Consider the following 21,133-nt stretch of genomic DNA (forward strand, 5'->3'; position numbering starts at 1 on the left):
CTAGCGTCCTTCCGTGGCCATGGAGCGGGCTGCGGCGAGCTCGTCGAGTCGCGACTGCTCCGCTCGCAGATCGTCTGCGGCGAGTTGCGCCTCGTGCGCGGTCTCGAGTCGTTCGAGGCCGCGAGTGCGCGCGTGCGCCTCGGTGTGCTCGTGCCGGGCATCGGCCGCGCTGCGTTCGAGCGCGTCGTGCCGCGTCGCCCATTCGCCGAGCATCGCCGCACTCGCGGCGCGCGCCGCCGCGACGGCCCGGAGCGTCTCGAGCGAGGTGCCGGGTTCGCCGAACGCCCCGAGATGACGGATGGCGCGCTCGCGCAGCGCCTCGCTGTCGCGGAGCCGCCCGTTGCGTGCCGCGAGCACGCCCTGCGCCTGGTCCTCCTGGATCCGGCGCACGCGGAGCAGCCCGCTGAGGCTGAACGTACGCGTCATCCTGCACCCCCGATCGTCCGGTCGGCCTCGGCGCGGCCCTGTGCCGCCGCGCCCCCGATCGCGCGGGCGAGCTCGGCGAGGCCCCGTGCCGCCTCGCCCGGCCCGGTCTGCTCGTCCATGCGCTGTCGCAGGAACGCGTCGATGCCGAGTTCGTTGGCGATCGCCGCGTCGACCTGCGGGTTGGCTCCCGCCTGGTAGGCGCCCACGTCGATGAGGTCCTGCGCTTGTCGGCGGGCGGCCATCGCCCGTCGCACCGTGACGGCATCGGCCATGGTGCTCGGCGCGATCACCTTCGGTGCGACCCGCGAGACGGAATCGAGCACGTCGACGGAGGGGAAGTGCCCGGCCACGGCGAGGCGCCGATCGAGTACGACGTGCCCGTCGAGGATCGACCGCGCGGTGTCGGCGATCGGCTCGTTGTGGTCGTCGCCTTCGACGAGCACGGTGTACACACCCGTGATCGATCCGGCGCCGGCGGTGCCGGCCCGCTCGAGCAGTCGCGCCAGCAGAGAGAAGGTCGAGGGCGGGTAGCCCCGCGTGGCCGGAGGTTCGCCCGCCGAGAGTCCGATCTCGCGCTGGGCCATCGCGACCCGGGTCAGCGAGTCCATCATCAACACGACGTGCTCGCCCCGCTCGCGTGCCGCCTCCGCGATCCGGGTGGCGAGGTGCGCGGCGCGACGTCGCATCGGTGCCGGCTCGTCGGCGGTCGCGACGACCACGACCGATCGTGCCAGCCCCGCCTCGCCGAGATCGTCGTCGAGGAACTCGCGCACCTCGCGGCCGCGCTCGCCGACGAGGGCGATCACCGACATCGCGGCATCCGTGCCCCTCGCGACCATCGACAGCAGGCTCGACTTGCCGACGCCCGACCCGGCGAACAGGCCGAGCCGCTGGCCGCGGCCGAGCGGCACGAGCCCGTCGAGCACGCGAACGCCCGTGTGCAGTTGCGTGTCGATGCGGGCGCGGCTCATCGGCGCCGGGATCGAGCCCGCCAGCTCGACGTGTTCGACGCCGGAGATCGGACCCTTGCCGTCGATCGGCCGGCCGAGACCATCGACGACCCGGCCGAGCAGACCTCGGCCGACGGGGGCGGATGCCGCGTGCTCGAGTCGTCGCACCGGCGCGCCCGGTGAGGGTGCGGCGAACGACTCGAGCGCCATGCACGACGCGAGGCCGGGGCGGCACGCGGTGACCTCCGCGAGCGTGCCACCGGCGAGGTCACCGCCCCGACCGAGCTCGACGAGGTCGCCGATCGCGAGGTCGAGACCCTCGACGTCGATGCCGAGGCCGACCGTGCTGCGCACCCGACCGATGCGCTCGGGACCGGCCGCGCGCAAGGCGGCGACGAAACGCGGCGTGTCGACGGCGTTCACGATGCGCCCTCGAGCAGTACGCCGCGGGCTCGGTCGAGCGCCTCGGCCACGCGGGCGTCGACGAGGCCGTCGGGCAGGTCGGCGATCGCGTCCCCGGGGCCGAGGGCCGGGTCGGCGACGAGGGTGACCGGTGCCTCGACTCCTGCCGCTGCGAGGGCGGCGATCGCGTCGGGGGCCATCCGCACCACGATGGCGGTCGGGCCCGATGGGTGGCCGAGCACCCTGGCGAGTGCGGTGCGAGCGGCGATCTCGGTGTTCGCGAGCTCGGTGCCGAGCACGGCTTCGGCGAGCGCGATCGAGGCCTCGAGGATCGCCCACTCCGAGTCGGCGAGCACCGGTGCGACGCGTCGATCGAGGGCGGTGCGGGCATCGTCCAGACGCTGGAGGGCGGTGACGAGGCGTGCGTCCGCGAGCTGGCGTCGCGCCTGCGCATCCGAGTCGAGTTCGGCGAGGAGCTCATCGCGTTCGATCTCGGCGCGCCGACGACCCCGGGCGAGGCCCTTCGCATAACCCCGCTGCACGGCTTCGCGCACGACGGCGGCGGCCTCGGGCGCCTGGAGGTCGGGAAAGTCGAGCGGGGCGAACAGTTCAGTCGACAAACTCGTCTCCATCTCCTCGGTGCACGGTGATCTGGCCCTCTTCGGCGAGTTCCCGGATCGCACGGACCAGGTCGGCTCTCGCCTCCTCGACCTGCGACACGCGCAGCTGGCCCATCACCGACGCCTCGTCGTCGAGCAGCTCGCGGTTGCGTTCGGAGAGGTTCTCGCGGATCTTCTGCTCGACGGCAGCCGGGGAGCCGCGGAGCGCGCGGGCCAGCACGGCGACGTCGACGCCGCGCACCACGCGTTGCACGTCGCGGTCATCGAAGCGCACGACGTCGTTGAAGGTGAGCAGGCGGCTGCGCACCTCGTCGGCGAGCTCCGGGTTGCGTGCGTCGAGTGCTTCGAGCACGGCACGCTCGGTGGCGACGGGTGCGCGATTGATGATGTCGACGAGGGGCTGCACTCCGCCGACCACCTCGGCGGCGGTGCGCGGGGAGATCATCGAGGCGGCACGCGCCTTGAGCGTCGCCGAGACGATCGCGATCGCCGCCGGGGTTGCGCTCGTCATCTGCGCGATGCATTCGGCGACGTCCGCACGTCGCTCGTCGGGCAGGCCGGCGAGGATGTTCGAGGCCTGCGCCGGGCGCAGGTGCGTGAGCACGAGCGCCACGGTCTGGGGCATCTCGGACTCGAGCAGCGAGGCCACCTGGGCGGGTTCGGCGGCGTCGAGGAACTCGAACGACTTGCCGGCGAGCGAGGATGCCACCCGGTTCATCACCCCCGCAGCCTTCTCCGCGCCGAACGAGGATTCCAGCAGGCCGGCGGCGATCTCGCGACCCCCTCTGGCGGCCACGCGCCCGCGCACGGCGAGGTCGTGGAACTCCGCGATCGCCAGATCGGTCGCGTCGGCGTCGACCCGTTGCAGCCGGATGATCTCGGCGGTGATCTCTTCGGCCTCCGGCTCGCTGAACTCCTTGAGCAGTTTCGCCGCCTGCTCGCGCTCGAGGTTCATGAGCACGACCGCGACTTTCTGCACGCCGGTCAGCGTCGTCGCTTCGCTCATGCCGGCGCCTGTTCATCGAGCATCGCGCGCAGCAACTGCGCGGTCTTCTCCGGATCCTGTTCGGCCATGCGGGCGATGTCCGCGCGGCGCGCTTCGCCGTCATGCGGACCCGCGTGCTCGAGTTCGAGCGCGAGCGCCAGGGGTGCTTCCGGCGTCAGGTCGAGCACATCGAAGTGCGGGTGGGACTCCTCGAGCTCGAGCGGCTCGCGACGTGGCCGCAGGCGCCGGGTGATGAAGATCCCGGCGATCAGGAGCGGCAGGAGTATGGCGGCGGCGACGATGCCGGCCCGGATCAGCTCGGCGAGCCGGCCTTCCTCGGCCTGACGTTCCGCTTCGCGAAGCGCCTCACCGGCCTGAGCGGCGTCGGCGGTGCTGAAGTCGACGAGCTGCACGCTCAGGTCGTCGCCGCGGTCGGCGTCGATGCCGGCCGCGCTCGCGACGAGGTCGCGCACATCGGCGAGCCGGAGGTCGCCGGCGGCCACCCGGTCGATCGCGACGGACACGGTCTGGCGGGCGACGGCCCCGGCGGGAACCGTGCGCGTCTCGGTGATCTTGTCGACGGCGTTGTTCCGCACCGTCTGCTCGGAGGTGTAGGTGCCGTCGCCGCCCGCTCCGCCGGGCACGGCGATGTTGTCGGGCCCGAGCACGCCGGCGTCGGCGCCGTCGATGCCCGCATAGTTCTCGGTGTTCACCGACTCGTTGAGGGCGGGCGTCTCGGCCGCGGCCTCGAATCGCTCGCTCGTGACTTCGGCGCTCTCAGAGCTGACCGTGGCGGCGACCGCGACCGTCGCGTTGCCCGAGCCGACGATGCGATCGAGCATCACCTGCACGGCCGACGACACGCGCTGCTCGTAGTCGCCCGTCTGGGACTCCGTCGTACCCGAGGTGCCGACGCCGACCGCGGAGAGCACCGTGCCGTCGGCGTCGATCACCGCGACGCCGTCGGCGTCCATTCCCTCGATCGCGGCGCTCGTGAGATGCGTGATCGCGTTGACCTGCGCGGTCGAGAGGGTCGTGCCCGAGGCGGTCTCGACGAAGACCGATGCGGTGGGTTCCTGCTCCTCGGAGACGAAGACGGTCTCCTCCGGCAGTGCGAGCTGCACGGATGCCGCGGACACACCCTTCATCGACCCGATCGTCTTCGCCAGCTCGCCTTCGATGGCGCGCTTGTACGTCACCGACTGCTGGAACGCCGAGGTCGTCACGCCCATGCTGTCGAGCAGGGCGTAACCTCCCGTCGAGGATGCAGGCAGGCCTGCGGAGGCCGCCTTGATGCGCTCCTCGTACACGACCTCTTCGGGCACGAGCACGGTCGACCCGCCGTCGGCCAGCTGATAGGGCACGTTGGACCCGCGCAACTGTTCGACGACGGCGCTCGCGTCGGCGCCGGAGAGGCCCGAGAACAACGGCGAGTACGCGGGCTTCGAGAGCCAGGCGCTGACCGTCACGATGCCGAGCACCAGCACGGCGATGCCGAGCAGCGCCAGTACGCGCTGCGCGATGCTGAAGCCGCCGATGACCGCCCCCAGCCGGGCGAGTCCTGCTCTGACCGGTGCGGGCATCAGGCCTGCATCCGCATGATCTCGTTGAACGCCTCGACGCCCTTGTTGCGCACCGCGGCGACGAGCTCGAGCGTCACTGCGGCCCGCGTGGAGGCGAGCGTGGCGTCGTGGATGTCGGTGAGGTCGCCCGTGACGGCCTGCACGGCGAGGGTCTTCGATTCGCCCTGGAGCGCCTGGGCGCCGTCGACGGCCGAGGCGAGCACCTGGCCGAACGCGTCGCCCGACGGGGATGTCGCGGCCGCGGCATCCGTCTCGGCGAGGTAGCCCGTCTGCCGTACTGCCTGCACGGCTCCGATGGTCTCGATCATCAGTTGCGTCCGATCTGGAGTGCCGCGAGGTAGGTCTCGCGCGCCCGGTCCACCACGGCCGCGTTGGCCTGATAGCCGCGCTGCGCCATGATGAGCGAACCCATCTGCGCCGAGAGGTCGATATCGGGATAGCGCACGTAGCCGTCGGCGTCGGCGAGCGGATGGTCGGGTTGGTAGGCGAGGCGGCCCTCTGCGTCGCCGAACGCCGCACCCTGCACGTAGACGCCGCTCGTGCCCTGCCCGGCCGCCGCGATCACGTAGCGCGCCTGGAAGGCGTCGCCATCCGTCGAGGTGACCGTGTTCACGTTCGCGAGGTTGTCGGAGACGGCGTCGAGCCACTTGCGGTGCACGGTCAATGCGGTGCCGGCGATGCCGATCGCGTCGAAGGTCATGAGGAGTTCCTCCGGGTCATCAATTGGTGCGCATCGCAGCGCGGAGTGACGTGAACTGGCCGTTCGCCGCCTGGGTGGCGAACTGGTAGCGGAGCACGGTGTCGATGTTCGACAGCGTCTCGGTGTCGAGGTTGACGTTGTTGCCGTTCAGCTGCGTGGGCTCGAGGGAGTCGGCGGTGCGCGCTCGCACCCGCCCGTCGCCGGCCTCGACCGACGCCGCGAGGGCGTCCTCGAAGCTCACGCGCTGGGCCCGGTAGCCGGGCGTGTTCACGTTCGCGATGTTGTTCGCGATCGCGCGTTGCCGCTCGGCGAGCCCGTCGAGGGCGCTCGACAGCGCGAGGGCGGTCACGGAATCCAGCACGGCGTCCCCTCCGGTAGGTCGGGTGGCCGATCCCTGGCCTGACTCGTCGAGCGATCCGTGCTCGAAGTTCGCTATCGGCAGTCGCGAGCGATCCGTTAGCCGCGGGTGCTCAGCCGACGGCGTCGAGGTAGACCGGGCGCCGCTCCACCGGCGTGCGGGGCGACCTGGCGAGCTGCTCCAGCTCGCGGGCCACGAGGTCTCGCTCCCGCGCGATCTCGCCGAGCCGGCCGCGCAGCGTCTGCAGCGCCCTGCCCACGGCGGTCGCGAGCTCGGGCGGGAGGGGCGGCAGTCCGGGGTCGACGGGCACCGCGAGCGGGCCCACGAGGTGGCCCTGCGACATCCGCTCGACGTCGATCGGTGCGCTGACCTCGGCGAGGTGCGCGAGCCAACGCTCGTAGGCAGAGTCGGCGACCGAGGCGTCAGCCGACACGGAGGCAGAGTCGGCGACCGAGGCGTCAGCCGACACGGAGGCCGAGGCGGCGACGGAGGCGGCAGCCGACACGGAGGCCGAGTCGTCAGCCGACACGGAACCCTCCCGCGGCACTCGGAGCGACGGCGGCCTCGTGCCACGCCTGGCGAAGCGGCTCGAGGCGGCGGGCGCACTCGCGCGTGAGCTCGACGTCGCGCGCGATGTTGGCGCTCACGAGCGCCTCGAAGACGTAGTCGTAGATCGCCATGAGTCGTCCAGCGCCGTCCCACACGTCGAGATCGAGCGAGCGCTGCAGTTCGACGACGATGTCCTGTGCGTGCACGAGCTGCGCCGTGGCGGTCGCCCAGTCGCCCGCGAGTTGCGCCGCTTCGGCGCGATGCAGGTCGAGCAGCACGCGGTCGTAGAGCATCGTGAGCAACTGCGCGGGCGTCGCGCTCATGATCGCGTTGCGTTGATATTCGTCGAGACGGTCGGTCACATCTGACTCCTCACTCGTGACGGGCGGCTGCATCGCCGCCTGCTCAACTGGACTTCGTGTTCCACGACGGGAGGCCGGCGAGCTGGGACTCGAGGTAGCTCGACTGGGCGTTCATCGTGCTCATCGCGACCTCGAGGGCGGCGTAGGTGCGTTTCAGCGTCCCCTCCCGCTGCTCGAGACGTCGCGTCCAGCCCTCGATCTGCTTGTCCATGCCGTCGATGAGCGACTGCTTGCCCTCGATCTGCTTGGAGAGCCGGCCCTCGTACTTGTCGGAGTAGCGCTCGCCGACCTCGCCGAGCCGCGTCGCGATCGTCGCGAACGCCGACTCCACCCGTGCCGGGTCCTCCGCAAGCACCGCCGCGAACTTCTCGGCGTCGAACTCCAGCTCCCCGGTCTTCGAGAAACTGATGCCGAGGGGTGCGAGCGACTGCCCGCCGATGGGTGACTGGATCGCGGAGACGAGGGCGTCGCGGATGCCGCGGACGTTCGAGTCGCTCGTGAAGCTGCCGACGTTCGTGACGGTCGCGCCGTCGGCATCCGTCGTCTTCGAGGTCGCCGACTTCTGCGCGATGAACGTCAGGATGCTCCGCACCTCGTCGAGGAATGCGGCTGCGGCATCGGTGGAGCTCTTCACGTCGCGGGCGACGGTGAGGGCGACGGGCGAGGCGGTGGCCTTCGAGACCGTCACGTCGATGCCCGGAAGGAGGTCGGCGAAGGTGTTCGTCGCCGAGGAGATCGACTGCTCGGCGGCCGTGCCCGCCCAGAGCGTGACGGCGGCGTCCTGGCCCTGCCGAACGATCGAAGCGCCGGCATCGGTGGCGACATCGACCGCGGTGCCGGCGACGACCTCGGCCTCCGTGCCGCGGAAGACCTGGAACGACGAGGCCGTTCCGGTCTGCGTCGAGGCGAACTGCAATCGGTAGAGAGGGGTGCCCGAGGCATCCGTGCCGGATTGCACGCGGGTCGCCGTGATGCCGAGCTCGGCGTTGTTGACCGCGCGCGCGACGTCGGCGAGGGAGTCGGAGGTGGCCGTCACTTGCGTGCGACTGCCGTCGGGGCGAACGATGGTCAGCACCGGGGGAGACCCGGGCCACGTCGGGGTCGCCGCCGAGACGATGACGTGCGGACTGGCGACGCGGGTCACCGTCAGGTCGAGGCCGCCGGCCACTGCGCCGGGCTTCGCCGTCACGGCGACGGATGCATCGGACGAGCTCGCCGTGAACTGCTGCAGGCCCGTGGGTGCCGCAGCGGCCGTGGCCTTCTCGAGCAGGGCCGCGAGCCGGGAGTTCAGCGACTGGAAGTCGGTGAGTGCGAGGCCGGCTCTCGCAGCGGTCGCCTTCAGGAGCACCTGGGGTCGTGCCTCGAGCTGCATGAGCGAGGCGATGAGGGCCGTCGTGTCGAGGCCGCTCGCGAGTCCATCGAGCGAGATTCCCATGCGAGTTCCAATCGATTCGCGTGAAACGGGTGAAGCCCGGCGGTGTCGGGCGACGGCGTTGGCCAAGCGCCGTCCACCGCCAGGCTTCACCCCTGGTGGCTATCCGGCTCAGCCGAGGAGCTTCAGCACGCCCTGGTTGGCCTGGTTGGCCTGGGCGAGCATCGCGGTACCGGCCTGGGAGAGGATGCTGGCGCGGGTGTAGTTGACCATCTCGGCCGCCATGTCGGTGTCGCGGATGCGCGACTCGGCCGCCGAGAGGTTCTCGGCCGACACGTTCAAGCTGCGGATCGTCGACTCGAAGCGGTTCTGGTTCGCACCGAGCTCCGCACGAGCCGTCGAGATCGCGGTGATCTGCGTGTCGAGTGCCGTGATCGACGTCGCCGCGTTGGCCGCGCTGTCGAACGTCAGGCCGGTGACCGCGGTCGCGACGGTGGTGACGTTCGTCAGGTTCACGGCGATCTGGTCCTCCGCAGCGACGCCACCGGCGCCGATGTGGAAGGTCAGCGACGCGTTGGTTCCGTCGAGCAGCTTGATCCCGTTGAAGTTCGCCGAGGCGGCGACACGGGTGAGCTCGGCGGCGAGGTCGGTGACCTCCGTCTGGATTGCGGCGCGCGAGTCGGCGTTGTTCGAGTCGTTACCGGCCTGCACGGCGAGGTCGCGCACACGCTGGAGGATCGAGTGCACCTCGGTCAGGGCGCCTTCAGCGGTCTGGATGACGCTGATGCCGTCCTGCGCGTTGCGAGCGGCGACTTTGGTTCCGGAGATCTGCGAGCGCAGACCCTCCGAGATCGCGAGGCCGGCCGCGTCGTCGGCAGCCCGGTTGATCCGCAGACCGCTCGAGAGCTTCTCGAGGGACTTCGACAACTCGTTCTGCGTGTTGGTCAGGTTACGGTGCGCATTGAACGCCGCAACGTTCGTGTTGATCTGCATTCCCATGGGATGTTCTTCCTTGATCGTTGGGTCGCCGGCCCATCCGTGGACCGGTATGCAGCACTGTCGGTCGTCGTGGGCGAGGCCGTTAGGCGAAGCGGGTCGAGTCCGAGCGCACCGTGAGGCGGTCGCCGAGCTCGGCGAGGTATCCGCGTGCCCGTGCACCCGTTGGCGCCTCCAGCGGCAGATCCTGCTCTTCCCGGAAGTACCCGACCGCACCGAGGCGCATGAGCCGCAGCGCCTCCGCGCGCTGCTGGGAGACGGCGGAGTGGGTCACCCCGAGCTCCGCGGCGAGCTCCGTCACGCTTCGATCGTGGAAGTAGACGGCTTCGACGATGTACCGCATGCGCTCGGGGAGCGTGTGCACGGCCTTCCGCACGAACTCGACGCGTTCCTTGACGATCGCTTCGGTCTCGGGCAGCTGGATCTCCGAGCTCTCATTGCCCGCGAAGGTCTCGTCGAACGGGCCGATCCGGCGATTGGCGAGACCGGCGTGCTCTGCCGCCGTCGCCTCGTCGACCCCGAGAGCGCCCGCGAGCTCGGACACCGTCGGCCCGCGCCCGAGTGCCGCCGTCAGCTGCTCCTGCACGGCGAGCGTGGCCTTGATGGTCTGCCTGGTGGAGCGCTTGGCCCAGTCCACCGCGCGCATCTCGTCGCGGATCGCTCCGATGATCCGTTCGCGGGCATAGGCGCCGAACGGCACGCCGCGTGCCGGGTCGTACGCGTCGACGGCTTGGACGAGCGCGAGCGCGCCGGCCTGCGCCAGGTCATCGCGCGACAGGTGCGTCGCCCCCGCCATGACCTTGGACACCAGGAATCCGACGAGCGGCAAGTGCTCGACGATCATTCGATCTCGTGGAGTGGTGCTCACCGGGGTTCCCCTCAGATCTCGGTGCGCGGTCTCCGGTCGACGGCGTGTGCGCCGCCGATCGCAACCGACGCTGAGTACATGCGCGGCATTGCGCTTGCCGCGCACGAGTACTGCATGAGCCCTTCCACGGCGGCGTCCCGACACCGCATGGCACGGGGACCGATTCATCCATCGCCGGTCTCCGTGCTCTCCCCACCCGACCCCCTCTGTCCCGAGTCGCACCGGCCGGGCGCGCACCTGCCGACGTCGCGATCGCGAGTCGAGTCGTGGGATCGCGCGATCGCGCTGGTCGACTCGTGCGTCGAGCGTGCCGAGTCGCGCGTCGCCGCCCTGCCTCGCGGTCGCGAGTCGGCGACCCCGCTCGCACCCCTGCTGAGCGGAGTCGCGACCGCGGTCGTCGCGGCGCTCGCGCTCGTCGTGATGAAGCCGCTCAGTGCGCCGCCGGTCGCGTGGCTCGCGATCTTGACGGTCGTGCTCGTCGTCGTGCCGTTCGCGAGCTCGTTCGCGTTCGTGCGACTGTCGGGTTCGGCGGTCGCCGCGCCGGCGGACGAGCCGCTCCGCGGACTGCTCGAGGAGCATCGGGCGATGCGGGCGAGCCTCCTCGCCGGGCGAGCGGAGCTGCTTCGCGGATACGACCCGGAGCCGGAGCCGTTGTCGCTGCGCGGGGGGCGGAATTAGGGGTTACACCCCCCGCGCAGCGATTTCGCGGTTCGATCGGACCGTTCAGCGGAGCCGGTTCAGGGGCCGGGTTCCGCTGACTGCGACGCTACCCATCCGGCTCACCGAGCCGCCAGTGCGAAGGCCATCGCCTCGACGGGGATGTGAATTATCCGAACGCGTCGGTGCATCGCGCGACATGGCCGCACGCGACATCCGACAGTCGCGACCGGTGTCGCGCGCGGTGCGACTCACGCTCCCGCACCATGCATCGCGGATGTCGCGGCGCGTGCACCCCGGCAATGGAGCCGCCGCACACGTGAAGGGTATGACGATCATCATCGACCCGCCCGCTCAGGGCACCGAACCGGCGGAGCCGACGACCCCGCGCGACTTCGGTGCGGAACTCGCGGGCACCGCCGATACCGAGGTGCAACGCAGGGCCGCCGTGGCGCTGGTCGCCGAGGTCACCCGGGCGGTCCGCGGTCTGCGGCGACGAGTGGGGCTCTCCCATGCCGACGTGCAGGACGCGATCGGCGAGACCCTGCTCGAACTCGTCAAGCGCGTCGACCAGGGGCATCCGGTTCCCGGCGCGGTCGTGCAGCGGATCGCGACCACGGTCTGCTCGCGATTCGTGAACGGCCCGGTGCGGCACGAGACCGCGAAAGCGCTCAAGATCCTGAAGGAGCGCGTCGCGGAGGCGGAGGCACGAGCCGGGCGGTCGCTCTCCCGCTCGGCGGTTGCGGCGCTCGCCGAGGAAGTGCGCCTCGGGCCGGACTTCAGCCCGCGTCACCGCCCGGTCGAGCAGTTCCACCTCGTCGAGGGGTTCACGAAGCCGACCTCCATCGATGAGCACTACGCCGACTTCGTCGACGCCGTCGCGCTGCGGTCGGGGGCGATGCTGGAGCGCGGCTACGCGGGCGCCGCCGGTGCCTGCGACCGACTGCTCGACGAACTCGACCTCGGCTTGTCGTCGAAGGCCGCGCTGCGCGTTGAGCTCTGGTCGGCGGTCGCCGCCGACGAAGACCTGCCGCGCGCGATCCCCGGGCGCATCGATCGACGGGTCGCCGCGGATCTGCGCGCGTACGTCGCCGGTCTGCCCGACGGCATCCTCGTGGCGTGCCGCGACCACCTGAGTGGTCGGCGATCACGCGCGACGGTCGCGCTCTTCGCGCCATTCGACGAGCCCGGTGAGCACGGTGAGGATGCGATCGCCCGATACCTCGTCACTCGCACGACCTTCGCGACCCGACTCTGGAATTCGGCGCTCGTGCAGGCCACCGGTCGCGCGACTGGGCCGATGTTCGACCTCGCAGCCGCGCCGGTGGGCGACCTCGCAGTCGGTCAGCCGCGCGCGCTCATCTGTGCCCGCTCACCCGAACGGTGAGGCGACGCCGAACTCGGTATCGCCGATGAGCGTCGCGATCGTGCGGCATCCGTCTCGCAATCGACTCGCCTCGGGAAGGCTCAGCGCGAGGGTCTCCGCGATCTCCGCGTCGGTGCGCACCACGGGCGGGTCCGCGAGGGCGTCGCCGATCCAGAGCCGCGCGACCTCGCCCAGGGTCGGGGACACCGCTCGACAGACCTCGAGGATGCGCGAGATGAGACGCTCGGCATCGAGGCGGTCGAGCCGATCGCCGGCATCGGCGTCGGCATTCCACGGCCCGCGCGCGCCCTCGGCGAGCAGCTCGAGTGAGACGAACGAGGTCGGCGAGACATCGGCGAACGTGACGAGTGCACCCTGCTTGGCGGGGTCGCTGCGAGTGAGCTGCGCCCTGCGGTTCACTTCGGCCACGACCTCGGCGTCGGACGGCGGTCGGCCCAGGGCGATGGCGAGTTCCCCCCGCACCGCGTGGATCGTCGACGAGCGTCGTGCAGCCCCGCTGCCGCCGCGCAGCCCGGTGTAGGCGGACGAGTGGAAGTACGCATACGCCGCGCGTGAGGCGATGCGCCGGAACAGGGCGTTGAAGTCGTCGACCGGCGACGGCTCGGCGGTGCTGAGATGCGCACGGATCTTCAGCGCGATCTCCATGCGGATGACGTTGTGCACGTCGTCGACATGCGAGCCGGTGCGGTCGGAGTTGGCGGCGCAGAGCGATCGTGCCCACCGGCGCGTGCGTTCGTCGAGCTCCCCGAGCAGGGCCGAGATCTCGCGATCCAGTCGCGTCGCATCGAGCCCGCGGAGCGTGTCGATCCGCTCGCGAAGCCGTCGTGCCGCCTCGGTTTCCACCGTCACTCCCCCACGACCGGCCGTCTCCCGTACCGGTGCGTCGGCCGCGAGCCTACGATACCGCCGCGGTCGGCGTCGAGCGTCGAGCCCGCGTGCCGCTCACTCCGCCGGGTGCGAGGCGTCCGTCGGGTTCGCCGCGTCTGCCGGGTTGGCCGCGTCTGCCGGGGTCGCCGACCAATCCTCGAGCTGCCGGTGCAGTGCGGCATGCGCGACGGCCGCGGCGATGAACCGGCCGCGCAACCGGCGAACGGCGGGGCGATCCTCGATGGCTGCCTGCGCCGTCTCGAGTCGTCGCCGGGTGGGACCGATGCGTGCGGCGAGACGGCGGAGGCCGATGGGGGCCTTCGGAACCGTGGCCGCGGCGGCGAGCTCGACGGGCACCAAGAGGGCGCCGTGCTCGACGGTCTCGAGGATGCCCCACGACTCCATGCCCTCGACCTCGAACGTCGCCGCCGAACGCACGGTCAGCTCGCGGAGGAAGACGTCGTTCCGTTCGCCCTGGCCGACGACGCCGATCGGGCGCCGGAACCGCAGGTAGGCGGACGTCGCACGGCGTTGGGAGGGATCGAGCGACTCGGGGTCGTACCATCCCAGCCCGTGGTCAGCAGTCACGGTCGATGCGGGCTCGGAGCGTGCGCGTCGGTCGTGCGGGGGCAGGTGATCGACACGGCATGCGGGGGGACATCCCCCCACTGAAACACAGTCCTCCGCTCGTCGGAAGTCGAGCGGCGCGTTCGGTCGTGATCTCGCGAGCGGCATTCGGCCGGTCGTATGCTCGGAGCATGCTTGCCACCGTCATCCACGCGGCCCGCGACATCCGGGTCGAAACCGTGCCCGACCCGGTACTCTCCACTGGCGACGACGCGATCGTGAAGGTCGTCGCGGCGTGCGTCTGCGGCTCCGATCTGTGGCCGTACCGCGGCATCACGCCGACGAGGGCGCCGCATCGCATCGGCCACGAATTCATCGGCGTGGTCGAGGCAGTGGGGGCGGATGTCTCGTTGGTCGCCGTCGGCGACTTCGTGATCGCCCCCTTCTACGTGTGCGACAACACGTGCGTGAACTGCCGCAACGGCGTCTCGACCTCGTGCCTGAACGGCGGATGGTGGGGCGGCGACGACCGTCACGGCGCATTCGCCGACGGCGGGCAGGGCGAGCGCGTGCGAGTGCCGCTCGCCGACGGCACCCTCGTCGTCGTGCCCGGCCCGGTCGCCGATGCCGAGGTGCCCGGACTGCTCGCGCTCTCCGATGTCATGGGCACGGGGCATCACGCCGCGGTGTCGGCGGGGGTCGCGCCGGGCGATTCGGTCGCCGTCGTCGGCGACGGCGCGGTCGGTCTCTGCGCGATCATCGCGGCGAAGCGGCTCGGCGCCACGACGATCATCGCGATGTCGCGGCATCCCGATCGCCAGGAGCTCGCCCGCGACTTCGGGGCGACGCACGTGGTCGCCGAGCGCGGTGACGAGGGCGTCGCCCGCGTGCGAGAGCTCACCGATGGCATCGGCGCCGATCGCGTGCTCGAGTGCGTCGGCACCAAGGAGTCGATGGACCAGGCGATTCGATCGAGCCGCCCGGGCGGCATGGTCGGCTACGTCGGCGTGCCGAACGGCGGTCCAGAGCTGCCGGTGCGCCCCCTCTTCAACCGCAACGTCGGCGTGAACGGCGGCGTCGCGCCAGTGCGCGGCTACATCGAGGAGCTGCTGCCCGACGTGCGCTCGGGCACGATCCAGCCCGGCCGGGTCTTCGATCTCGAGCTGCCGCTCGCCGAGGCTGCCGAGGCGTACGCCGCGATGGACGAGCGGCGCGCGATCAAGGTGATGCTGCGCCCGTGAGCTGAACCGGCGAGCGGATGCCCCGGGCTCACGCCCTGAACGGTCTCCACGGCGGCCGCGGTCGTCGCCGATTCCGCAGCATCTGCGATTCCGCATGACCCTCTTCCGGGGGCGCCCTCCGTGTGCCAGCATGGCGGACAATCCGCCACAGAAGGAGGGTATTCATGCCACGGATCAGATCGATCGCAGCGGGCGCCGTACTCGCACTCGCCGTCACCGCACTCGCGGCCGCACCTGCCGGTGCTGCCACATCGGAGTCGACGGGCGAACAAGAGTTCGTCGTGCTCTTCGCCGAGGGAACCTCGAGCGAGCAGGCGCGAGTCGCAGTTGAAGCCGCAGGAGGCACCATCGTCGGTGAGAACACCGACGTCGGCGTTGCAACCGTCGTCACCAGCGAGGCCGGCTTCGCCGCAGCAGCCGCCGCGCAGGGGGCCATCGAGGGCACCGCCAAGAACCGCGTCATCGCCGGCGTGTCCGACGGGCACGCTTCCGACGCGAAATCTCGCAAGACCGATGCCGTCGAGACCGAAGGGCGCGCCGAAGCCGCCGCAGCCACGGCGCCGACCTCCGACCGGCACGGCACGGGCCGGCCCGGAGAGCCGCTCGCCGACCTGCAGTGGGACATGCAGCAGATCGGCGCGACGATGGACGGCTCCTACAAGTGGGAGAAGGGATCGAAGAAGGTGCTCGTGGGCATCCTCGACACCGGTGTCGACGGATCTCACCCCGACATCGCACCGAACTTCGACGCCGCCCTCAGCCGCAACTTCACGGTCGACGTTCCGTTCGATGCGAACGGCGTCGAGGTCGACGGGGCGTGCGAAGACGACCCCGACCAGTCCTGTGAAGACCCGGCGGATGTCGATGAGAACGGGCACGGCACGCACGTCGCCTCCACGATCGCCTCGCCGATCAACGGTCTGGGCATCGCGGGTGTCGCACCGAACGTGACGCTCGTGAACCTGCGCGCGGGTCAGGACTCGGGCTACTTCTTCCTGCAGTCATCCGTCGACGCGCTCACCTACGCCGGCAAGAACGGCATCGACGTGATCAACATGAGCTACTACGTCGACCCGTGGCTGTTCAACTGCACGAGCCACCCGGCCGACTCGCCCGAAGACCAGCAGGAGCAGCAGACCGTGATCACGGCCATGCAGCGCGCGCTCGACTTCGCACGCGCCAAGGGCGTGACGCTCGTCTCCGCGGCGGGCAACGGGGCGACCGACTACACGAAGGCGATGAGCGACGCGTCGAGCCCCGACTTCGCCGATGTGCCGGGAGAGGTCGCGTACACCCGCGACCTGCTCGACCCGGCGACGTGCACCTCGATGCCGTCAGAGGGTGATGGCGTCATCTCGGTGTCGAGCACGGGCATCTCCGAGCGCAAGGCGTACTACTCCGACTACGGCAACGGCTACATCGACGTGGCCGCGCCGGGCGGAGACGTGTACGACACGGCCGACAACACCCGCGACGTCACGAAGGGCGCGCTCGCCGCGTACCCGAAGTCGCTGGCCGAGGCGAACGGCGAGATCGACGAGAACGGCGAGCCGACCGTCGACTACGTCGTGAAGAGCTGTGATGCGAGTGGTACGACGTGCGGGTACTACCAGTACCTGCAGGGCACATCGATGGCATCCCCGCACGCAGCGGGTGTCGCCGCGCTGATCGTCAGCAAGTACGGGCTGCCCGACCTTCGTAGGGGGCTCCACGGCAAGTGGCTGGCACCCGGCATCGTCGAGTGGCGCCTCGCGCAGAGTGCGGTCGACACGGCCTGCCCGGTGCCCGCGGAGTTCACCTACACGCGGCACACGCCGGCGGGCGCCACACTCACGGCGACGCACACCTGCGAGGGCGCCGGTTCGCCGAACGGGTTCTACGGCAAGGGAATCGTGAACGCGATCGCAGCCATCGGTCGCTGAACGGTCCTACTGAAGAAGGGGCGGATGTCGCGGCGACGCGGCATCCGCCCCTTTCGTGCGTCGACGGGCTCGTGAGCGCGTTCGCTGCGCTCGCGGAAGCAACGCGCGGACGCTGCGCGGCAGCTACTCGCCGACGAGCACGAGCTCCCCGAGGGGCTTGCGCAGTCGCGGCGCGCCCTCGCGCTCGCGGAGCGGTTCCGGGAGGGCGTCGACATCGCCGAGTACGCCGATCGCGGTGATCGAGACGACCTCGAGGCCCTCGGCCAGACCGAACGACTCGCGGATCTTCTCGCCCTCGAAGCCGCCCATCTGGTGGGTGTGCAGGCCCTCGTGCTGCGCCTGCACCGTGAGGTGCGCGACCGCCTGGCCGAGGTCGTAGCGCGCCCACGGGCGCGGACGGCCCTCGGCGTCGACGGTCTCGGCGATGTTCGCGATGAGCAGTGCGGCCGAGTCGGCCCACGCCTGGTTGAAGCCGAGCATCGCAGCGTGCAGCTTCGCGAAGGCGTCGGTGCCGCGGCGGGCCACGATGAAGCGCCATGGCTGCACGTTGTTCGCGGACGGCGCCCAGCGTGCGGCCTCGAGGATCGTGCGGATCAACGCGGGATCGATCACGGCCGCCGGGTCGTAGGCGCGAGGGCTGAATCGCTCGACGAGCGGCGCGATGAGGGGAGCGTCGGTCTCGGCGCGACGGGAGGTGATGTCGGTGATGAGCGTCATGTTCGCGCAGCTTTCATGGGAGGAACGGATGCCGGGGCATCGTCGTCCCGTCAAACGCAACGCGCTGCGGCGTCCACTATTCCATGTCTTTGCATGTTCACGGCGCGGGCGCAACTCCGTCGTGGCTCCGCGTGCGTGCGCTTGCTCCCGTCAGGGGCGGGTGAGCTCCTCGCGGATGCCCGCGACGAACGCGTCGATGTCGGCCTCGCTCGTGTCGAACGAGCACATCCAGCGCACCTCGCCGCGCGCGGCATCCCAGTCGTAGAAGCGGAACCGCTCGCGGAGCCGGTCGGCGACGCCCGCGGGCAGTGTCGCGAAGACGCCGTTCGACTGGGTCTGCTGCGTGAAGCCGAGGCCCGGCAGCTCGCCCGCGGCGATGCCGGCGTCGAGCGCGTCGCGCAGGCGCCGGGCCATCGCGTTCGCGTGCGAGGCGCTCTCGAGCCAGAGCTCGCCCTCGAGCAACGCGATGAGCTGCGCCGAGACGAAGCGCATCTTCGACGCGAGCTGCATGTTGAGTTTGCGCAGGTACTTCAGGCCCTCGGATGCGTCGGGGTTCAGCACCACGATGGCCTCGGCGCCGAGCGCACCGTTCTTGGTGCCGCCGAAGCTCAGCACGTCGACCCCGGCGTCGCGCGTGAATGCTCGGAGCGGAAGGCCGAGGGTGGCGGCCGCGTTCGAGAGGCGCGCGCCGTCCATGTGCAGCTTCATGCCGTGCGCGTGCGCGTGGTCGGCGATCGTGCGCACCTCGTCGGCCGTGTACGCGGTGCCGAGCTCGGTGGTCTGCGTGATCGAGACGACGAGGGGTTGTGCGCGGTGCTCGTCGCCCCAGCCCCACGCCTCGCGGTCGATGAGCTCGGGGTTGAGCTTGCCGTCGGGCGCGGGTACGGTGAGCAGCTTGATGCCGCCGACGCGCTCGGGCGCGCCGCCCTCGTCGGAGTTGATGTGTGCGGTGCTGGCCGAGATCACCGCACCCCAGCGGGGGAGCATCGACTGCAGCCCCGTGACGTTCGCGCCCGTGCCGTTGAACACGGGGAACGCTTCGATGCCCGCGCCGAAGTGCCGGGCGAACACCTGCTGCAGGCGTTCGGTGTAGACGTCTTCGCCGTAGGCGACCTGGTGGCCGTCGTTGGCGGCGGCGATGGCCGTGAGCACCGCGGGGTGCACGCCCGAGTAGTTGTCGGAGGCGAAGCCGCGGAGGGAGGTGTCGTGGAGCTGTTCAGTCACCGAACCATCCTCCCACCTGCGCCGAGAGTGCAGTTGATGTCGCTATTCGCAGCGGAACCCGACATCAACTGCACTCTCGATGACCGCGGAAGGCGCGATGACCGCGGACGGCGCGTGAGGTGCGGCGTGGGCGAAGGGAGCCCCGGCTCAGCCGCGGAGCGCCTCGGCGAACGGCACCCGCGCACCCGTCTTGAGCAGCGAGCTGCGGTAGATGCGCTCGCCGATCACGACGGCGAGCGCCGTGGTCGCGATGAGCAGCACGAGCGAGACGATCGGCTCCCACCACTCGGCCTGGCCGAGGAAGATCCGCATCGGCATGCCGACGGGCGCAGAGAACGGGACGTAGCTCATGATCGCGAGCACGACCGGGTTGTCGTTGAAGAAGATCACGAGGAAGTACGGGACCATCACGAGCATCGTCACCGGCGTCGTCACCGAGCCGATGTCTTCGGCGCGCGACACGAGGGCGGCGCTCGCGGCGAAGAGCGCGGCGAGCATGACGAATCCGATCGCGAAGAACACCACGAACCAGATGACGGATGCCCCGAGCACGCCGAGCAGCACCTGCTGGCCGGTGAGCATCAGCCCGAGGATCGCGAGCACCGCGATCGCGAGGATCTGGGCGAACGCGAGCACGCTGTTGCCGATCACCTTGCCCGTGAGCAGCGCGCGCGCCGACACCGTCGACAGCAGGATCTCGACGACGCGGGTCTGCTTCTCCTCGACGACCGATTGCGAGATCGTCGAGCCGAACGTGATCGCCGACATGAAGAAGACGATGCCGAAGCCGAACGCGACGAGGTAGGCGAGCGTCGGGTCGACCGCCGCCGGGTCGAGGAGTTCGACCGTCGGGTTCACCGAGAGCGCCGAGACGACCGAGTTCGGCGCGGAGTCGAGGCCGATCACGACGACGCCGAGCGGTTCGGATGCCGCGGGGGCGACGATCGCCTCGACGTCGCCGGCGCGCAGCATCTGCTCCGCCGCGTCTCGATCGGCCGCGGGCACGGCCTCGAGCGACTCGTTGCCCGCGACGACGTCGGTCGCTCCGGCCACCACGGCGACCTTCGGCGACTGCGACTGCCCGCCGAAGATGCTGCCGAGCACGACCGAGGCGAGCACGGCGAGCATGAGGATGCCCGTCGAGATGAGGAACGCCTTGCTGCGCAGGCGCATGGTGACCTCGCGCCCCGCGACGAGGCTGACGGTGTCGACGAAACTCGGGGCGCGGCGCTCGTCGCCCCCTGTCGGTCGAGTAGGCGCGCCAGCACCGTACCGAGATCTGGTGCCGGGTCTCGATACGCTCGCTTCGCTCGCGATCTCGATAGGGCGCTGCGCGCCTCCTCGATCCGAGCCTCGACCAGCGGTGTTGTCCGGTCCGGTGCTCACAGCACGACCTCCTTGAAGATCTGGGCGAGCGTGGTCTGCTCGCGCGAGAAACTGACGACCTCGCCGCGGCTGACGGCTTCGGCGAGCGCGGCCTGCCGAGCGGCATCCGTCTCGGCCTCGAAGACAGCCCAGCCGCCGTCGAAGGCGACGACCCGGATTCCCGGCTGCTGCCTGAGCCAGCCGACGTCGCCCGCCACGAGCAGCTCCCAGCGTTCCGAGCCGTGCTCGGCGCGCAAGGCGTCGCTGGTGCCGGCGGCGGCGATGCGTCCCCCGGCGATGATGACGAGGTCGTCGCAGAGGCGTTCGACGATGTCGAGCTGGTGCGAGGAGAAGAGCACGGGGGCACCGGATGCCGCGCTGTCGGCCAGCACGCCCTGCACCGTTTCGACGGCCATCGGGTCGAGGCCCGAGAAGGGTTCGTCGAGCACGAGCACTTCGGGGCGGTGCACGAGCGCGGCCGCGATCTGCGCGCGCTGCTGGTTGCCGAGCGAGAGCGACTCGATGGTGTCGTTCGTGCGCTCGCCGAGGCCGAGGCGCTCGAGCAGCTCGAGGGCGTTGCGGTGGGCGGCGGCGGCGCTCCAGCCGTGCAGGCGTGCGAGGTACACCGTCTGCTCGAGCACGCGCATCTTGGGGTACAGGCCGCGTTCCTCGGGCATGTAGCCGAAGCGACGCCGGTCTGCGGTGGTCAGGGTCTCGCCGCCGAGCGTGACGGTGCCTCCGTCGGAGGCGAGCACGCCGAGGATGATGCGCATCGTCGTGGTCTTGCCGGCGCCGTTGCCGCCGACGAACCCGGTGAGGCGGCCGTCTCCGACGGTGAAGCTCACGTGGTCGAGGGCGAGGCGCTCGCCGTAGCGTTTGGTCACGTCGTTGAGTTCGAGCATGGCTTCACGCTACGGATGCCGCGTGGCCGGGGCATCCGTCGTGCGACGGGTCTTGCTCGCGCCCGCATGGCGGCGGCTCCGTCGCGAGGGGGAGACGGTCGCGGTCGGGCGCG

At 70.7% G+C, this 21,133-nt stretch carries 23 protein-coding genes; 4 read left to right on the forward strand and 19 right to left on the reverse strand.

Annotated elements, in window-relative coordinates; genetic code table 11:
* From AC1C2S_RS09215 to AC1C2S_RS09275, 13 genes are all read right to left on the reverse strand, one after another.
* Nucleotides 1–426 carry a flagellar export protein FliJ gene (locus AC1C2S_RS09215; RefSeq protein WP_495352220.1) on the reverse strand — a complete coding sequence of 142 codons (426 nt, stop codon included), beginning with the start codon at nucleotides 424–426 and terminating at the stop codon, nucleotides 1–3.
* Nucleotides 423–1,799: a FliI/YscN family ATPase gene (locus tag AC1C2S_RS09220; RefSeq protein ID WP_495352221.1), complete on the reverse strand. Its 1,377-nt coding sequence runs from the start codon at nucleotides 1,797–1,799 to the stop codon at nucleotides 423–425. The genes AC1C2S_RS09215 and AC1C2S_RS09220 overlap by 4 nt, the downstream gene beginning before the upstream one ends.
* Nucleotides 1,796–2,398, reverse strand: a complete 603-nt coding sequence (locus AC1C2S_RS09225) for a FliH/SctL family protein (RefSeq protein ID WP_495352222.1) — start codon at nucleotides 2,396–2,398, stop codon at nucleotides 1,796–1,798. The genes AC1C2S_RS09220 and AC1C2S_RS09225 overlap by 4 nt, the downstream gene beginning before the upstream one ends.
* Nucleotides 2,388–3,404 carry a flagellar motor switch protein FliG gene (gene fliG, locus AC1C2S_RS09230; RefSeq protein WP_495352223.1) on the reverse strand — a complete coding sequence of 339 codons (1,017 nt, stop codon included), beginning with the start codon at nucleotides 3,402–3,404 and terminating at the stop codon, nucleotides 2,388–2,390. Before fliG ends, AC1C2S_RS09225 begins: the two co-directional genes overlap by 11 nt.
* Complete coding sequence (gene fliF, locus AC1C2S_RS09235; protein ID WP_495352224.1) at nucleotides 3,401–4,966, reverse strand: flagellar basal-body MS-ring/collar protein FliF; 1,566 nt, start codon at nucleotides 4,964–4,966, stop codon at nucleotides 3,401–3,403. Before fliF ends, fliG begins: the two co-directional genes overlap by 4 nt.
* Nucleotides 4,966–5,277: a flagellar hook-basal body complex protein FliE gene (gene fliE / locus AC1C2S_RS09240; RefSeq protein WP_495353225.1), complete on the reverse strand. Its 312-nt coding sequence runs from the start codon at nucleotides 5,275–5,277 to the stop codon at nucleotides 4,966–4,968. Before fliE ends, fliF begins: the two co-directional genes overlap by 1 nt.
* Nucleotides 5,274–5,666, reverse strand: a complete 393-nt coding sequence (locus AC1C2S_RS09245) for a flagellar basal body rod protein FlgC (RefSeq protein ID WP_495352225.1) — start codon at nucleotides 5,664–5,666, stop codon at nucleotides 5,274–5,276. Before AC1C2S_RS09245 ends, fliE begins: the two co-directional genes overlap by 4 nt.
* A 19-nt stretch (nucleotides 5,667–5,685) precedes the next feature.
* Nucleotides 5,686–6,027, reverse strand: a complete 342-nt coding sequence (locus AC1C2S_RS09250) for a flagellar basal body rod protein FlgB (RefSeq protein WP_495352226.1) — start codon at nucleotides 6,025–6,027, stop codon at nucleotides 5,686–5,688.
* A gap of 109 nt (nucleotides 6,028–6,136) precedes the next feature.
* On the reverse strand, nucleotides 6,137–6,553 hold the full coding sequence (locus AC1C2S_RS09255) for a hypothetical protein (protein WP_495352227.1): 417 nt from the start codon (nucleotides 6,551–6,553) through the stop codon (nucleotides 6,137–6,139).
* Nucleotides 6,543–6,935 (reverse strand): flagellar export chaperone FliS, encoded by a 393-nt coding sequence (gene fliS / locus AC1C2S_RS09260; protein WP_495352228.1) that lies wholly within the window; start codon nucleotides 6,933–6,935, stop codon nucleotides 6,543–6,545. Before fliS ends, AC1C2S_RS09255 begins: the two co-directional genes overlap by 11 nt.
* 43 nt (nucleotides 6,936–6,978) lie before the next feature.
* The gene (fliD, locus tag AC1C2S_RS09265; RefSeq protein ID WP_495352229.1) at nucleotides 6,979–8,370 is read right to left on the reverse strand and encodes a flagellar filament capping protein FliD; all 1,392 of its coding nucleotides are present in this window, start codon (nucleotides 8,368–8,370) and stop codon (nucleotides 6,979–6,981) included.
* Between the two features lie 108 nt (nucleotides 8,371–8,478).
* The gene (locus AC1C2S_RS09270; RefSeq protein WP_495352230.1) at nucleotides 8,479–9,306 is read right to left on the reverse strand and encodes a flagellin N-terminal helical domain-containing protein; all 828 of its coding nucleotides are present in this window, start codon (nucleotides 9,304–9,306) and stop codon (nucleotides 8,479–8,481) included.
* Nucleotides 9,307–9,388: 82 nt separating this feature from the next.
* Nucleotides 9,389–10,171, reverse strand: a complete 783-nt coding sequence (locus AC1C2S_RS09275) for a sigma-70 family RNA polymerase sigma factor (protein ID WP_495352231.1) — start codon at nucleotides 10,169–10,171, stop codon at nucleotides 9,389–9,391.
* 183 nt (nucleotides 10,172–10,354) lie between these two features.
* Here AC1C2S_RS09275 and AC1C2S_RS09280 point away from each other — a divergent pair, with 183 nt between their 5' ends.
* Both AC1C2S_RS09280 and AC1C2S_RS09285 read left to right on the forward strand, forming a co-directional pair.
* Nucleotides 10,355–10,849 carry a hypothetical protein gene (locus AC1C2S_RS09280; protein WP_495352232.1) on the forward strand — a complete coding sequence of 165 codons (495 nt, stop codon included), beginning with the start codon at nucleotides 10,355–10,357 and terminating at the stop codon, nucleotides 10,847–10,849.
* 307 nt (nucleotides 10,850–11,156) lie between these two features.
* On the forward strand, nucleotides 11,157–12,215 hold the full coding sequence (locus AC1C2S_RS09285) for a hypothetical protein (protein ID WP_495352233.1): 1,059 nt from the start codon (nucleotides 11,157–11,159) through the stop codon (nucleotides 12,213–12,215).
* On the opposite strand, the gene AC1C2S_RS09290 is transcribed toward AC1C2S_RS09285, so the two are convergent.
* Both AC1C2S_RS09290 and AC1C2S_RS09295 read right to left on the reverse strand, forming a co-directional pair.
* Nucleotides 12,201–13,064, reverse strand: coding sequence for a hypothetical protein (locus AC1C2S_RS09290; protein ID WP_495352234.1), 864 nt, complete (start codon nucleotides 13,062–13,064; stop codon nucleotides 12,201–12,203). The two genes, AC1C2S_RS09285 and AC1C2S_RS09290, sit on opposite strands and share 15 nt — an antisense overlap.
* A 93-nt stretch (nucleotides 13,065–13,157) precedes the next feature.
* Nucleotides 13,158–13,670: a hypothetical protein gene (locus AC1C2S_RS09295; protein WP_495352235.1), complete on the reverse strand. Its 513-nt coding sequence runs from the start codon at nucleotides 13,668–13,670 to the stop codon at nucleotides 13,158–13,160.
* A 170-nt stretch (nucleotides 13,671–13,840) separates the two neighbouring features.
* Here AC1C2S_RS09295 and AC1C2S_RS09300 point away from each other — a divergent pair, with 170 nt between their 5' ends.
* Together AC1C2S_RS09300 and AC1C2S_RS09305 are read left to right on the forward strand one after the other, a co-directional pair.
* Nucleotides 13,841–14,890: a zinc-dependent alcohol dehydrogenase family protein gene (locus AC1C2S_RS09300; protein ID WP_495352236.1), complete on the forward strand. Its 1,050-nt coding sequence runs from the start codon at nucleotides 13,841–13,843 to the stop codon at nucleotides 14,888–14,890.
* Nucleotides 14,891–15,054: 164 nt separating this feature from the next.
* Nucleotides 15,055–16,812, forward strand: coding sequence for a S8 family serine peptidase (locus AC1C2S_RS09305; RefSeq protein WP_495352237.1), 1,758 nt, complete (start codon nucleotides 15,055–15,057; stop codon nucleotides 16,810–16,812).
* Nucleotides 16,813–16,935: 123 nt separating this feature from the next.
* On the opposite strand, the gene AC1C2S_RS09310 is transcribed toward AC1C2S_RS09305, so the two are convergent.
* From AC1C2S_RS09310 to AC1C2S_RS09325, 4 genes are all read right to left on the reverse strand, one after another.
* Entirely contained in the window at nucleotides 16,936–17,529 is a 594-nt protein-coding gene (locus AC1C2S_RS09310) for a nitroreductase family protein (protein WP_495352238.1), read from the reverse strand.
* 150 nt (nucleotides 17,530–17,679) lie between these two features.
* A complete protein-coding gene (locus tag AC1C2S_RS09315; RefSeq protein ID WP_495352239.1) occupies nucleotides 17,680–18,753 on the reverse strand; it encodes a threonine aldolase family protein in 1,074 nt (357 codons plus the stop codon).
* A 147-nt stretch (nucleotides 18,754–18,900) separates the two neighbouring features.
* Nucleotides 18,901–20,139, reverse strand: coding sequence for an ABC transporter permease (locus AC1C2S_RS09320; RefSeq protein WP_495352240.1), 1,239 nt, complete (start codon nucleotides 20,137–20,139; stop codon nucleotides 18,901–18,903).
* Nucleotides 20,136–21,020, reverse strand: coding sequence for an ABC transporter ATP-binding protein (locus AC1C2S_RS09325; RefSeq protein WP_495352241.1), 885 nt, complete (start codon nucleotides 21,018–21,020; stop codon nucleotides 20,136–20,138). The genes AC1C2S_RS09320 and AC1C2S_RS09325 overlap by 4 nt, the downstream gene beginning before the upstream one ends.
* Nucleotides 21,021–21,133: the final 113 nt, after the last annotated feature.

The sequence above is a fragment of the Agromyces sp. Y782 genome (assembly GCF_059445405.1).

What these genes read in the sequence shown, in the direction of transcription:
- AC1C2S_RS09310 (WP_495352238.1), bottom strand. Translation starts at nt 17,529, where the DNA reads ATGACGCTCATCACCGACATCACCTCCCGTCGCGCCGAGACCGACGCT.
- fliD (WP_495352229.1), bottom strand. Translation starts at nt 8,370, where the DNA reads ATGGGAATCTCGCTCGATGGACTCGCGAGCGGCCTCGACACGACGGCC.
- AC1C2S_RS09300 (WP_495352236.1), top strand. Translation starts at nt 13,841, where the DNA reads ATGCTTGCCACCGTCATCCACGCGGCCCGCGACATCCGGGTCGAAACC.
- AC1C2S_RS09325 (WP_495352241.1), bottom strand. Translation starts at nt 21,020, where the DNA reads ATGCTCGAACTCAACGACGTGACCAAACGCTACGGCGAGCGCCTCGCC.
- fliF (WP_495352224.1), bottom strand. Translation starts at nt 4,966, where the DNA reads ATGCCCGCACCGGTCAGAGCAGGACTCGCCCGGCTGGGGGCGGTCATC.
- AC1C2S_RS09245 (WP_495352225.1), bottom strand. Translation starts at nt 5,666, where the DNA reads ATGACCTTCGACGCGATCGGCATCGCCGGCACCGCATTGACCGTGCAC.
- fliG (WP_495352223.1), bottom strand. Translation starts at nt 3,404, where the DNA reads ATGAGCGAAGCGACGACGCTGACCGGCGTGCAGAAAGTCGCGGTCGTG.
- AC1C2S_RS09215 (WP_495352220.1), bottom strand. Translation starts at nt 426, where the DNA reads ATGACGCGTACGTTCAGCCTCAGCGGGCTGCTCCGCGTGCGCCGGATC.
- AC1C2S_RS09305 (WP_495352237.1), top strand. Translation starts at nt 15,055, where the DNA reads ATGCCACGGATCAGATCGATCGCAGCGGGCGCCGTACTCGCACTCGCC.
- AC1C2S_RS09270 (WP_495352230.1), bottom strand. Translation starts at nt 9,306, where the DNA reads ATGGGAATGCAGATCAACACGAACGTTGCGGCGTTCAATGCGCACCGT.
- AC1C2S_RS09285 (WP_495352233.1), top strand. Translation starts at nt 11,157, where the DNA reads ATGACGATCATCATCGACCCGCCCGCTCAGGGCACCGAACCGGCGGAG.